Origin of the sequence: Ralstonia sp. 24A2 (assembly GCF_051783885.1) — a bacterium.
Classification (GTDB): Bacteria; Pseudomonadota; Gammaproteobacteria; order Burkholderiales; family Burkholderiaceae; genus Ralstonia.
Genome location: NZ_JBPVZD010000003.1, coordinates 1095445 through 1108823 on the forward strand (window position 1 = coordinate 1095445; position 13379 = coordinate 1108823).

General features: G+C 63.8%; 13 protein-coding genes. 11 read left to right on the forward strand and 2 right to left on the reverse strand.

The genetic code is table 11. From position 1 onward, the window contains the following. The first annotated feature begins 1 nt into the window (after position 1). The 6 genes from ACS13N_RS22440 (at position 2) to ACS13N_RS22465 (ending at position 8876) form a co-directional block, all read left to right on the forward strand. The gene (locus ACS13N_RS22440) at positions 2-295 is read left to right on the forward strand and encodes a hypothetical protein (RefSeq protein ID WP_438933801.1); all 294 of its coding nucleotides are present in this window, start codon (positions 2-4) and stop codon (positions 293-295) included. Positions 296-883: 588 nt separating this feature from the next. Further along, positions 884-1810 (forward strand): LuxR C-terminal-related transcriptional regulator, encoded by a 927-nt coding sequence (locus ACS13N_RS22445; protein ID WP_438933802.1) that lies wholly within the window; start codon positions 884-886, stop codon positions 1808-1810. Positions 1811-1898: 88 nt separating this feature from the next. After that, the gene (gene pgaA / locus ACS13N_RS22450; RefSeq protein ID WP_438933803.1) at positions 1899-4355 is read left to right on the forward strand and encodes a poly-beta-1,6 N-acetyl-D-glucosamine export porin PgaA; all 2457 of its coding nucleotides are present in this window, start codon (positions 1899-1901) and stop codon (positions 4353-4355) included. Between the two features lie 18 nt (positions 4356-4373). After that, the gene (pgaB, locus tag ACS13N_RS22455) at positions 4374-6593 is read left to right on the forward strand and encodes a poly-beta-1,6-N-acetyl-D-glucosamine N-deacetylase PgaB (RefSeq protein ID WP_438933804.1); all 2220 of its coding nucleotides are present in this window, start codon (positions 4374-4376) and stop codon (positions 6591-6593) included. A 1-nt stretch (position 6594) separates the two neighbouring features. After that, positions 6595-7872 carry a poly-beta-1,6-N-acetyl-D-glucosamine synthase gene (pgaC, locus tag ACS13N_RS22460; RefSeq protein ID WP_438933805.1) on the forward strand — a complete coding sequence of 426 codons (1278 nt, stop codon included), beginning with the start codon at positions 6595-6597 and terminating at the stop codon, positions 7870-7872. Beyond that, positions 7869-8876, forward strand: a complete 1008-nt coding sequence (locus ACS13N_RS22465; protein WP_438933806.1) for a poly-beta-1,6-N-acetyl-D-glucosamine biosynthesis protein PgaD — start codon at positions 7869-7871, stop codon at positions 8874-8876. Before pgaC ends, ACS13N_RS22465 begins: the two co-directional genes overlap by 4 nt. 55 nt (positions 8877-8931) lie before the next feature. On the opposite strand, the gene ACS13N_RS22470 is transcribed toward ACS13N_RS22465, so the two are convergent. Next, positions 8932-9423 carry an SRPBCC family protein gene (locus ACS13N_RS22470; RefSeq protein ID WP_438933807.1) on the reverse strand — a complete coding sequence of 164 codons (492 nt, stop codon included), beginning with the start codon at positions 9421-9423 and terminating at the stop codon, positions 8932-8934. A gap of 57 nt (positions 9424-9480) precedes the next feature. On the opposite strand from ACS13N_RS22470, the gene ACS13N_RS22475 reads away from it, so the two are divergent. From ACS13N_RS22475 to ACS13N_RS22495, 5 genes are all read left to right on the forward strand, one after another. Beyond that, on the forward strand, positions 9481-9636 hold the full coding sequence (locus ACS13N_RS22475) for a hypothetical protein (RefSeq protein ID WP_438933808.1): 156 nt from the start codon (positions 9481-9483) through the stop codon (positions 9634-9636). Then, positions 9633-10181, forward strand: coding sequence for a GNAT family N-acetyltransferase (locus ACS13N_RS22480; RefSeq protein ID WP_438933809.1), 549 nt, complete (start codon positions 9633-9635; stop codon positions 10179-10181). Before ACS13N_RS22475 ends, ACS13N_RS22480 begins: the two co-directional genes overlap by 4 nt. Positions 10182-10530: 349 nt before the next feature. After that, a complete protein-coding gene (locus ACS13N_RS22485) occupies positions 10531-10791 on the forward strand; it encodes a hypothetical protein (RefSeq protein WP_438933810.1) in 261 nt (86 codons plus the stop codon). Between the two features lie 324 nt (positions 10792-11115). Next, the gene (locus ACS13N_RS22490) at positions 11116-11427 is read left to right on the forward strand and encodes a hypothetical protein (protein WP_438933811.1); all 312 of its coding nucleotides are present in this window, start codon (positions 11116-11118) and stop codon (positions 11425-11427) included. A gap of 149 nt (positions 11428-11576) precedes the next feature. After that, a complete protein-coding gene (locus ACS13N_RS22495; RefSeq protein ID WP_438933812.1) occupies positions 11577-12581 on the forward strand; it encodes a Vgb family protein in 1005 nt (334 codons plus the stop codon). Positions 12582-12610: 29 nt separating this feature from the next. On the opposite strand, the gene ACS13N_RS22500 is transcribed toward ACS13N_RS22495, so the two are convergent. After that, a complete protein-coding gene (locus ACS13N_RS22500) occupies positions 12611-13321 on the reverse strand; it encodes a prepilin peptidase (protein WP_438933813.1) in 711 nt (236 codons plus the stop codon). Positions 13322-13379 lie beyond the last annotated feature (58 nt).

Consider the following 13379-nt stretch of genomic DNA (forward strand, 5'->3'; position numbering starts at 1 on the left):
CATGCCCGCCACTTCCTGCCCCCGCCGCATGCCCTGTCCGACGCCCGACGAGCGTTCTGCTTCGCCCAATCCGGCGCCGCGTCATCATGACGATCCGCCACCTGCTCAGCGCACATGGTGGGTGCCGGTAGTGCGTATGTCCGTGGCGGCTGCCGTGGTGGGAGCCATTCCGCACACCTCGATCTCGCTGCCGTTTTCAGATGGCGCGTGGATGCTCCACACGGCTGCGGGCCTGATCTTCATGGTGGGCGCCATCGATAGCCTCTTCCTCTTTGTGATGCGTCGTAAGCCCTGAGCGGCCCTGCGCATACCTCACCTCCGCGCTGCCGGCAACACATGCTGCCGTGACCAAGCGGCGCCGGCCTCTCTTGCTTGGTAAGTTTTAAAACAGGTTGTAAAAACGTTCAGTTGTCGACCGACGGCACGAGCACGCATTCGCCACTCGTCCTGAAGTCGTAACCATCCGGTTACAGAAATAGGGTGCGCACGCGGCAGTGCAGCAAACGAAGCTGCAGGCCATTGAGCCTTTGCCACAGCAGGTTTCAATCGCTTTCCGACCGGTCGGTTTTGTGCCGAGAGTGTAAGCAGATGTTGCGTTGCACGGTTCTGGCCCGATGCTTGCTCAATGTCGTGCGGTCATTCTGCGTGAGCAAGCGCTTGGCGCCTCACGCACACAACGTTCTTCCCATAAGCGGATCCGGATCAATCCACGGCATTCGCACTTCGCTTCTCCACTGCTGGCGCATCTGCGCTTGCCAGCGGCAGGGCGCTTCTCTCGGACGGTCCCGGGGTTTCAACGGTCGACTACGCGCACGTGCATGCCTGCCGCGGCAGGCTCGGTACGCGCTCGGCCGGAATCGCTTCACCAGAAAACGAGGAAACCATGAAAGCAGTCCTGCTGGAGAATCATCCGTTGCTGCGAGCCGGACTTGCGCAATTGCTCGCGCATCCCACCCTGGGTCTGGAAGTCGTCGCCCCTGTCTTGCCGGTTGGCGAGCCGGGCGATGTGCATGCCGTCGAACAGCAGGCTGATCTGCTCGTCATCGGCCTGGACGAGGCCGATGCACCGGTCGACACCGCTCAACTGCGCGAGGCCATCGTCTGCAGCGAGGCCAGCCGCGTTGTGCTGCTGGCAGCCCGCCAGTCGGCTGAAGAGGCGCACGTTGCCATGACGTGCGGGGTGGACGCCTATGTCGCCAAATCGCAGCCGCCCGAAGTGCTGCTGGCCACGTTGCAGCTGGTGCTGGCGGGCGGCCAGTCGTATCCGGCACTGATGCCGCGCCCGGCTGCCACGGCCGTGACGATGCTCGCGCTCGATGCGTCGGAAGCTGCGCAGCGGCTGAATGTATCGCTGCGCCAGTACGAAGTGCTGGTGCTGCTGTCGCGCGGGCACTCGGTCAAGGGGGTTGGCCGTCTGCTCGGCATTTCAGAAGCCACCGTCAAGACGCATGCATGCACGCTGTATCGCCGCCTGAACGTGCGCAACAAGAGCGAGGCCGTGTACGCCGCCATGCGCCTGGGCATTCCGCTTGAATTGCAGGGGAGTGTCATGGCGCCTGGCGAAACCTCGGCCACTGTGCAGGAGGACGAGGCCGTGTTCGTGCAGACAGCGGCCGCTCCGTCGCGCGCTTCGCTGCCTGCGGCCGCTGCAGTTGCTGATGCTGTGATGACGGCGCCCCGTGTTGCCATGCCGGATCACGGTGCTGAATCGCGCTGGGCTGCCATGACACGCGCCTTTGGCGGCGTGGCGCCTGCCAAACCACCACGCACGCTTGTGCGCACTGCCAACGGCACGGCCCGCCTGGGCTGACACGCTCTGGTCCCCAGGGTCCGATCCCCACATCACGCGGCCGACGCACGTATGCACGTGCGCGCCGCTTACCGGACACCAAAACAACATGAACCCCTACGAGCCAACTCTCTTGAGCCAGCCGTGTGCAGGTACGGCGCCGGTCTGGCACCCGCGCAGGTGCGCAATTGCGGCCGCCACGGTCGTGCTGGTCGGCACCGTGCCGATGGTCGCGCAGGCCGCGGCCACCACCAGCGAGGCTTCGCACACCGCAACGCGCAACCTGATCGACGCAGAACTCGCTGAACTGAACGGCAGCACCACAGCGGTTGCCGCGCCGACCGGATCGAGCGGTCTGCCCGCTTCGCCCGCCAACGCCATGTTGGTGGCGCAAGCCCAGCAACCCGCTCCGGCCGATGCCACGTCCGCGATGCCGGCGGCGCCTGCGCAGCAGGCCCCGTCGCCCGTGCCAGGCGCTGACATGGCGGCACCTGCTGCCCCGCCCGCGCCGCCGCCGTCGCCCACGGTGATCCTGCCGCCGGGCGTGCAGTCGCCTGACGCCGCACAGGCTGCTCCGGTTGCACCCACAGGCCCAAGTGCCCAGGGGCCGGGCACGCTGGAGCCGCTGCAGGTCTCGCCAGAAGCTGCCAACGCTGCGGCCACGCACTCCACCGCCAACCAGCCGGAGAACGCCCCGGCCGGCCCGATGCCGACCGACCGCGAGGCCTTCCGCAACGAAGTCCAGCGCGAGGCGCGCGAAGGCGCCGCCACGCTGGCGCAAGAACACTTGCGCGAGCACCCCGATTGGTTCACGGAAGCCGAGTCGTGGCACGTCGATCATGCCGCTGCGGCACAGCGCATCCGCTGGGGGCATCAGCAGTTGAAGTCCATCCAGGGGCCCGAGCGCTTCGTCATCATCGACCAGGCAGTTGCAGAGATCGAGGCGCTGATCAAGAAGGTGCCCGATACGAAGGAGAACGCCGAGTTCCGCCAGGAGATCGTCGCCGACGAGGTGGTGGCGCTGGCTTCACGCGGGCGCATGAAGGATGCCGTCAAGCGTTACGAAGAGATGTCGCAGTCGGGCAAGGTGCCGGCCTACACGCGCGTGGCGGCGGGTGATGCGTATGCGTTTCTCGATACGCCCGACAAGGCTGCCGCTGCCTACTCGCAGGCATTGAAGGACGCCGGCCCCGGCGAGATCGAAACCGGCGACGTACAGGAAGGCTTGTTCTACGCGATGCTGGACACCGGCCGCTTTGAAGATGCCCGTGCGCTGCTCGACAAAATGAAGGCCGACAACCCGGAATATGTGCGCCTGGCGCCGGAAGCCGGCACGCCCAACCCGGACTATTCGCGCGTGAAGCGTCTTGAGGCGCAGTACCTGGTGCTGACAGGCCGTACGCACCAGGGGATTGCCGAGATGGACAAGTGGCGGCATGAAGCGCCGTTCTCCGCCTCGCTGGTGAGTGCGCGCGCCGACGGTGCCATGGTGCAGGCCGAGCCGTACCGCTCGCGGGAGATGTACAAGACCGCGCTGGCAGAACACCCGGACGATCTGAGCGTGGTGTCGGGCTACGGGCGTGCATCGCTTGCGGTGGATGATCTCAAGACCGCCAAGGATGTCGCCAACGGGCTGGGCGATCGCTTTCCTGAAAACGGCTCCATCCATGCGCTGAACAAGGACCTGGATGTCTATCAGAGCCCGCAGCTGATCATCCAGTCCACGGCGGACAAGGGCAACTCGGTGTTTGCCAACAACGAGTACGGCGTCAATACCAAGGTCTATAGCGGCCCGTTCTCTGACCACTATCGACTGTTCTTCGACAACTTTGCGGGGCGTGCGCAGTTTGATGGCACATCGCAAAGCCGTGTACGCAACGGCGCGGGCCTGCAGTGGTTCGACACCGGCGTGGAGGTGAACGGCGAGGTGCACCAATCGGTCGGCTCGGCCGGCAAGACCGGCGGCACGCTGGATGCCACCTGGATGCCGAGCGACCACTGGAAGGTCTCGGGTCTGGTCACCACCGATGACCTGGAGGTGCCCTACAAGGCGTACCAGGTGGGCGTGACCGGCAAGACGGTGTCGGGCAACGTGCGCTACACGTGGGATGAAACGCGCTACGCATCGTTGACGTACGGCATGTCGCGCTATTCAGACGACAACTTCCGCAAGCGCGTGGCTGCGAACTTCTATCAGCAGGTATTCACCTCGCCGCGCCACACGGTGGGCGTGCTGTTGGGAGCCGATACCAGTACCAACACCATGACGGGCCTGAACTACTTCAGCCCATCACGCGACTACAGCGGCACCGCCACTGCCATCTGGTCATGGACACCCTGGCGCTATGCCGACAAGTCGTTTACGCAACGCGTCTACTTGACCGGCGGTATGTACAACCAGCAGTCGTTCGGCAACAGCCCGATGTATGAGGCACGGCTTGAGCACGTCTGGCAGATCAACCGCAAGACGCAGATCTCATATGGGATCGGTTACGGGCGCCATCGCTATGACGGTCAGCCTGAGAACCGCAAGTTCCTCTATCTGAACCTCAATATTCCTCTCTGATTGGTGCACAACAGGCCTATGCGAGCACTTCGACAAACGTCATTGCGACGATTCTTCGGCTGGATGGTCTTGATTGCGGCGCTGACGCTGGTCGCCGCCGTCCGTCCGGCCGCTGCCCTGCAGGTGGACTTTCTGCCCAAGCCCGATCCGGACGACGGCAAGACCTTCCGCGTGCTGTGTTTCCACGACATTCGCGACAACCTGCGCGCCAGCTTCGAGACGCTGCCCGATGCGTTTGCCATCGACACCAAGGCGCTCACCAACATGTTCAGCTGGCTGCAGTCCAACGGCTACCACCCGGTCACGCTGGCGCAGATTGATGAAGCGCGCCGCGGCGGCAAGCCGCTGCCCAAGCGCCCGATCCTGCTGACGTTTGATGACGGCTACGAGAGCCATTACTCGAAGGTCTTTCCGCTGCTCAAGCAGTTCCGATTCCCTGCCGTGTTCGGGCTGGTGACGGAGTGGACCAACGCGCCCCAGGGCGCCAAGATCAAGCTGTCGGACAAGCAGATCGTCGACCGTGATTTCTTCATGAACTGGCAGCAGATTCGTGAGATGCAGGCCTCGGGCCTGGCGGAATTCGGCACTCACACGCATGACATGCACCACGGCATCCTGGCCAATCCGCAGGGCAACGAGCTGCCGGCTGCCGGTACGCACCAATACCTGGCCAAGCTGGGCCGGTATGAGAACGACGACGAGTATCGCAAGCGCGTGCGTGATGACCTGCAGCGCAGTGTCGACATCATCCAGAAAAACATCGGTGCCAAGGTGCAGACCGTGGTGTGGCCGTACGGTGCGCACAACCTGATGCTCGACCAGGAAGCCGCCAACGTGGGCCTGAAGTACATGCTCACGCTGGAGCCGGGTCCGAACACGCCGGACGTGCCGCTCACCGCCATCCGCCGCAGCCTGATGGGCTACGACACCACCACCGGCAACCTGGAGCGCTCGCTGCGTGAACCGGTCACCCACCACGGTGAGATCAACCCCGTGCAGCGCGTCGTGCAGGTCGACATGGATTACATCTATGACCCCGACCCGAAGCAGCAGGAGGCCAACCTCGGCAAGCTGATCGACCGCATCAGGGACCTGGCGCCGCGGGCGGTCTACCTGCAGGCCTATGCGGACCCGAAGGGCAACGGCGCGGTCGATTCCGTGTACTTCCCGAACCGCCACATGCCGATGCGTGCCGACCTCTTCTCACGCGTGTCGTGGCAGTTGAAGACGCGTGCAAGGGTGGAGGTGTACGCCTGGTTGCCGATGCTGTCGTTCAAGCTGCCGGCCAACAACCCCGCCGCCACGCACCTCGTGCAGTCCTTGCCGGGCGCACCGCAGAAGCCAGGCACGATCAAGCCGCCGCGCCTGTCGCCGTTTGATCCGGAAGCCCGCAAGATGATCAGCGACATCTACGAGGACCTGGCCAAGAACGCCATCATCGACGGCATTCTCTTCCACGACGACGGCGTGCTCGACGACTATGAAGACGCCAGCCCCGCTGCACTCAAGGCCTACCAGGCGATGGGTCTGCCGGGTGACATCAACCAGATCCGTCAGTCGCCCGAGTTGATGCAGAAGTGGACGCGCGGCAAGACCGCTGCGCTGATCGCCTTCTCGCACGAGCTGATCGCGGTGGCGCAGGGCTACCAGAACGGCCGCGACATGCTGACCGCGCGCAACATCTTCTCCGGCCCCGTGCTTGACCCGAAGGCCGAGACCTGGACGGCGCAGAACTATGACGACTTCCTGCAGGCCTACGACTACGTTGCGCTGGAGGCCATGCCCTACATGGAAGAAGCCCGCGACCCGAAGGACTGGATGAAGAAGCTGACCGCCGCCGTGGCCAAGCACAAGGACGGCTTGCGCAAGACCATCTTCGAGCTGCAGGCGGTGGACTGGCGCAACAAAGATAAGCCGATCCCGAGCGCTGAGCTGCACGAGCAGATGAGCCACCTGCGCGCCGCCGGTGCCCTCAACTATGGCTACTACCCGGATGACTTCATTGCCGGACGGCCCGACACCGAGGTGCTGCGCGATGTGATGTCGCTCAAGAGCTATATCGAAACGCGCAAGGCGCCGCCCAGCGCAGAGAAGATCGATGGCGCGTTGCCGAAGACGCAACCCCCCAGCGCCCAGGAGGCACCGGCGGCACCGGCAAGCAAGAGCCCGGTAGCAACCGAGGCCGCGGCGGGCTCTGCGTCGGCCAACAACGCGGCCAACAACAAGGCGGGAGGCTGACATGGACTTGCTCGTCGCTAAACGCTGGGTGTCCGGTTTCGTCTTCTACTACCCGTTCTTCATGTCGTATTTCTGGATGATCGGGGGGCTGCTGCATTACTTCCTGCTGGAACGCGGTACCGGGAACGTGCAGCATCCGCTGGCGCTGCTGGGGGTGAAGAGCTACCCCAAGGTGTCGATCATCGTGCCTTGCTACAACGAGGAGGCCAACGTGCGCGAGGTGATCAGCCACCTTGCCCGCATGCGGTATCCGAACTTCGACATCATCGCTGTCAACGACGGCAGTTCCGACCGCACCGGCGAGCGCCTGAACGAGCTTGCTGCGCAGTACCCGCAGTTGCTGGTGATCCATCAGGCGTCCAACCAGGGCAAGGCGATTGGCCTCACCACCGCCGCGCAAGTCACGGACGCCGAGTACCTGATGTGCATCGACGGCGACTCCATCCTCGACGTGGACGCCATTGCCTGGATGATCCGGCACCTGTTGGACAACCCAACCATGGGCGCGGTGACGGGCAACCCGCGCATTCGCACGCGTTCCACGTTGCTGGGGCGCATGCAGGTGGGTGAGTTCTCGTCGATCGTGGGGCTCATCAAGCGCACGCAGCAGATTTACGGGCGTTTGCTGACGGTGTCAGGTGTGGTCGTGATGTTTCGCAAGCGCGCGATCGAAGAGGTGGGCTATTGGAGCAACGACATGCTCACCGAAGACATCGACATCAGCTGGAAGCTGCAGGTGGGCGGCTGGATGATCCGCTACGAGCCGCGTGCGCTGTCGTGGATCCTGATGCCCGAGACCTTCCGCGGGCTCTACAAGCAGCGCCTGCGCTGGGCTAAGGGTGGCATCCAGGCGCTGATCAAGTACGCGCCGGCCATGCTGAGCCTGCGGCAATCGATGATGTGGCCGATCTTCTTTGAGTACGCGCTGTCGGTTGTGTGGGCGTACAACATGCTGTTCGTCATCACATGGTCGGTTGCGGGTTTCTTCATCACCATGCCGCCCGAGTGGCGCATGGAAGCCTTCCCGCGCTGGCACGGCACATTGCTGTTCATCACGTGCGTGCTGCAATTGGCGGTAGGCTGCTTTATCGACCGCCGCTACGACGACGGCATCCTGCGCTACTTCGTCGATACCGTCTGGTATCCGGTGGCGTTCTGGATTCTCAACCTCATCACCACGGTGGTCGGTTTTCCGGCCGTCGCCTTCCAGCGCACGCGCGCCCGCGCCCGCTGGACCAGCCCCGACCGGGGCGTACAACAACAGGGGAATTCGCCATGACCGCACTTGTCATTGACGTTTCGCGCAACTCGATCCGACAGTCGTTCTCGGACAAGGGTGTTGTCGGCACCGTGCACCACGTGCTGTGGTTCCGCATCTTCCGGCCGGTGCTTGTGATCTCGATCTGGGGGCTGCTGGGCTTGTATGTGGGGTATTCCATCAGCAGCGTGGGGCCGAGCGGCCTGCCGTTCGAGCAACTGCGCCTGTACGGCAACATCATTGCTGGCATGGGCGGGGTGCTGGTGGTGTGGCTGATCCTCTCGCGCCTGGACCGCGCCATCCGCAGCAAAATGACGCGCACCAAGGCGCCCGCACCTGCGTCCACACTCACGCCCACTGCGGCAGCTTCACGCGCCGCGCTGCATGCTCAGCAGACGGCCTGGCAGCGCCCGCGCAACACGCGCCTGCTGGTGGTCGACCATGACGACGACGGCGACATCACCCATGTGCGCTCGTGGCAGGAATGGAGCGGCCGCCCGGCACCTGCCGGCACCGCTGCGCCCGCCACGCCGTTTACGCGCAGCCCGGAATATGACCCGGATGAACCGGTGCTTTCGGCCAACGAAGTCATCGTCGTCGATCGAGCTGACCGCACCGAGCCCTCGTTGGCTCGCGCTGCCGAGCCTGCACCGCAGACGCAACACGTACCGCAGCGCCGCGAAGTCGTGAAGGCCGCCGACACCATCACCGCTGAAGCGGCTGGTTTCCACCGCTTCGGTTACCGCGGCCGGCTGGGCCGCAACGACTGGGTGGAGCCGCCCGAGCCGGCATCGTTTGCGATGCGCCCGGGCATGGCGCGCCACTACGGCGGCGTGAGTGCGGTGGTGCATGGGCGTGCGCCGACGCAAGTGGCTGGCCGCGCATCGGAGCGTCGCCGTACCATGCACGCCTTTGGCGCGCACGCGCAGCTGGAAGACCCGTATGCAGCGTTGGAACGCGTTGAGCGTATCGACCCGCTGCACGGCTTCGGTCGTCGCGGCAACATCGTTGCGGACGAAGACTGATCGCCTGAACCTGCAATGACGAGGGCGCACCTTTCCTTGGAAGGCGCGCCCTTTTTCATGGCCTGTCACTCACGCCTTTTTGCGCCTGGGTGTTCTCGGGCGGATAGGCTTCCTCCAGAGCGATGGCGCCTGTTTCCAGCAACGACTTGAGGTTGGAGAGGATCTTCGGCCAGCCGCCGGAGACTGCCTCGATCAGCTTGGAAGGTTCGCGCCCGATGGTGTGCGTGAGCGTGAGCTTGACCGCCGTGCTGCTGGGCTCCAGTGCCATCGTGCAGAGCGACGGGCCTTCCGCCTTGAGTTCGGGTTTGGTCTGGTGTTGCCAGCGGATCACCAGACGCCGTAGCGGCTCGGCTTCGATGATCTCGCCGTCATCGAAGATCACGCCGTCGCCGGATACCAGCTTCCAGGAAGCGCCGGCCGTCCACTGGCTTTCGCAGCGCATGCCGAACCAGTACTGCCGGATGGAATCGGCATCGGTCAGGGCGTGCCACAGCCTCTCGGGCGTGGTGCGGATGTAGGTGACGTAGGCAAAGGTCGACTGCGGCATGGGCGTTCTCCCGGCGTCGGAATCAGCATAGGACGCCCGACCGGACGCGAAAGCCGAATGTCGCTTGCCGCGCTGCATGAGCATCGAATTCCAGTTTACTGGATGCGCAAATCCAGTATGATGGAAATCATCGCACCACCTGACACCGTCTTTGGCGCCGCCAACGTGCGCCGCGCCGCAACAGCGCATACCCAGCAAGAGGCACTTGAATGACTTCCCCTGAAACGCATGACGACATCCGCCTGATCGACTGCACCGAGGCTGAACACGCAGCGGCCATTCTGGAAATCCTGAACGAGGCTATCGTCAACTCCACGGCGCTGTACGACTATGTGCCGCGTCCGCCGCAGGCCATGGAGACCTGGTTTGCCGCCAAGCGTGCGGGTGGCTTTCCGGTGGTGGGGGCCGTCGATGGCGCGGGCAGATTGCTGGGTTTTGCGAGTTGGGGCACGTTCCGCGCATTCCCCGCCTACAAGTACACAGTGGAGCACAGCGTGTACGTGCACCATGCATGCCGTGGTCGCAAGCTTGGCGAGCGTTTGCTGCGCGAGCTGATCCGCCGCGCGAAAGAGAAGCAGGTGCACGTTCTCGTTGGCTGCATTGACGCGGCCAACGGGGCGAGCATCGGCCTGCACACCCGCCTGGGGTTCGTGCACTCGGGCACTGTCAAAGAAGCCGGTTTCAAGTTCGGCCGCTGGCTGGATGCCGCGTTCTATCAATTGAACCTGGACATGCCCGAACAACCGGTGGACGGTTGAACGCAGCAGAACCGGCAAGACGTCGTTGCAACAAGCAAAAGGGCTAACGCAAAAGGACTAAACGTCGCTGCATAGTCGCTGCAGTGCAAACGCGCGGCTGGCGCAATCGTTGTCGACCGCGCGCGCCCTGACAAGGCAAACGTATGTTGCACCGCGAGCGTGCTCGGGCACCAAACATCGGCCTGCAGCCTGGCGTTGACGTGGCGTGCAGGCGCCTTGATTGGTCATTCGCACACGCCTATGCTTGGTTCTCCTGCAGGCCGGCACAGCACGCTCTCTCTCATCTCCATCGGCTCTTGCAGTGCTCATGGTGTCAGTGAATCAAGCCTATCGTCACGGCGGCCCTTCCGTGACCGACAAACTGCTGGAGTCGACTGTGCTGAGTCCCCATGAATTTGCCGTCCTGCTTCTCGTCAACGATGGTGCCGAGCCCGATGAACTGGATCGCGCGGATGTTGAAGCGCTGATCGAGCGACAGCTCGTCACGCTGGAGCATCGTGGCCCCGACCGCTGCTACGCGCGGGTGACACTCCAGGGTTATGTTTTCCTCAAAGCGTCGGGCCATGTTCGTTCAAGCGGCCGAAGGCTGGCCGCCGCGACCGCCCACTGAGCGCGGCTTCAAGCGCGTGCCTCTCCTTATTCTGGTGTGCGGCCATCCCGGTTTCCGGTCGTGATTGTTGCGGTTTGCTGCTTCCATCGCGCGCGGCTTTCGGAGCACCACTGACCGTCGGCTGCACGCGAACGGTTGTGATCGCTCTGATTGCGATACAGCCGGCACATGGTTGATTTCCACTCCGGCACAAGTGCGCGGGGCGAGCTTCTTGCTGAGTCACTGGTGTCCACCTCTGCGCGGGATGTTGCGGGCACACGGCCTTCGTGGACCGGCGCGTCGGCACCGCCAGGTGAGGCACCATGAACCTCACGAGGAGCCACCATGAAAACCAAGCACACGTTGATTGCTGCACTGTTTGCCCTGGCCGGAACCGCCGCCTATGCGCAGACCGCACCGCCTGTGGGTCCGGGCTCAGAAGAGCATCGCGAACTCCGCCAGGACCGCGAACGTGCGGAGCGCATTGAACATGCAGAGAAGCGAGCCGAGGAGCGCCACGACGCGATGCGCGACCGTCAGCAGATGCACGAAGAGGCGGCCAGGGATCACGAGCGCGAATTGCGTGCCCGCCGTGAGCGTGAAGCCCGCGAGCATGAGATGCACGAGCGCGAGATGCGCGAGCACATGGAGCATTGATCCGCTGATGTCATGACAGTCCAAAGGGGCCCATGCGATGTATTCGCATGGGCCTTTTTTAATGCGCTGAGGTACTTGAATGCGGGTTGGGACTGCGACCGTATCGGTGCAACAATGAAGCGGTCGGGGTCCCTCGCATGGAGGCGGACATGCTGAAGATCGGTCAGAAAACAGGCATGGCAGCGCTCGCGTGCATCGCATTCGCCATCGGTACGGCGCAGGCACAGCCGCCGCGATCGTCATCGTTTGAAGGATTTGCCGTGCCGATCGGCAGTGCGCCGCACGATGTCGCTCCCTCCTCTGATGGCACCGTGTGGTACACCGCGCAGGCACAAGCTGCGGTTGGGCGGCTGGACCCACGCAACGGCAAGGTGGATCGTGTTGCGCTGGGCACCGGGTCAGCCCCGCATGGCGTGATCGTCGGCCCTGATCAGGCCGCGTGGATTACCGATGGCGGCCTCAATGCCATCGTGCGCGTCGACCCAAAGACGCTTGCCGTCACGCGTTTTCCGTTGCCGAAAAACCGCGCCGGCGCCAACCTGAACACCGCCGTGTTCGACAAGCAGGGGCACCTGTGGTTTACCGGGCAGAGCGGTATCTACGGCGAGCTGGACCCGGCCAGCGGAAAGATGCGCGTGTTTGATGCACCGCGCGGCCCCGGCGCATACGGCATCTGCGTCACCCCCAACGGCAACCTGTACTTCGCATCGCTGGCCAGCAGCTACCTGGGCCATATCGATCGTGTGAGCGGCGCCGCGCAGGTCATCGAGCCGCCAACACCAAAGCAGGGCGCGCGTCGCGTGTGGGCGGACTCAAAGGGGCATGTCTGGATCAGCGAGTGGAATGCCGGCAAGGTCGGCATGTTCGATCCGGCAACCCATCAATGGCGCGAATGGCAATTGCCGGGTGAAGACCCGCACGCCTACGCCATCTTTGTCGACGATCAGGACATCGTCTGGCTCAGTGAGTGGACCGCCAATGCGCTGGTGCGCTTTGACCCGCGCACGGAAACGTTCGAGGTGCTGCCGATGCCTCGGCCGCATGCGCGTGTGCGGCAGATGATGGGGCGGCCGGGTGAGCTGTGGCTGTCGGAATCCGGCACCGACCATCTGCTTCGCTATCAGACGCGCGCAGCAGGGGCGAGCGGGAACTGAGGACGCACTGTTGCCGCGGGATACGCTGCCTACAGCAGCCGGACTCCTGCAGCAGCAACAAGGGATGCCACCACATGTGCGGGGGCGATGGGAACCGGTTGATCGGGGGGCTGGCGCAGAATGAGTCTGACGGTCCCCCAGAGAAGCAGCGTGCCGGCCAGCACGATCAGCAAGGTTGGCACGGCGCTGATGCCAAACCAGGCGCCCGCCATTGCAAGGCATTTGGCATCTGCACCGCCTAAGGAGAGCTCTCTCCCTCTTCGCAGTTGGACCAGTGCGCCAAAGGCAGTTGCAGCCATGTACGCCGCCGCTGCACCAAATACTGCTTGCGCACTGCTGCCGAAGTAGGCGTGCTGCAGCAACCCGACCCACAGCACGGGCAGCACCACGAAGTCGGGCAGGATCAGGTACTTGATGCCGGTGATGGCAAGCATCACGAGTGCAAAGCAGTAGAAGCACAGCAGCAGGCTGTCGGCGGATACGCCTTGCAAGATCAGGATGACGGCCGCCGTTGCAGGTGCAGCCACCAGAACGACAATCTTATCGAGCAGCGTCAGCGAGTACTGCGATAGGGTCGAAGGGGTCGAAGCACGTTCAAACGCGTGCATGTGGTGCTCGACTTCCAGCCGCCAATGCGCCTCCTCGCGGCGCGGCAAAACCTGGATCAAGTAAATCATCGCTGCTGCGGCACCCAGGCCGACGATCGCAGCAACTACCGCCGTGGAGAGAATGTCAGGCATCACGCGTTCTAAGAATGCATTGGTTGCTTGGAAGCCCTCAGGAAAGCCACACGATGTG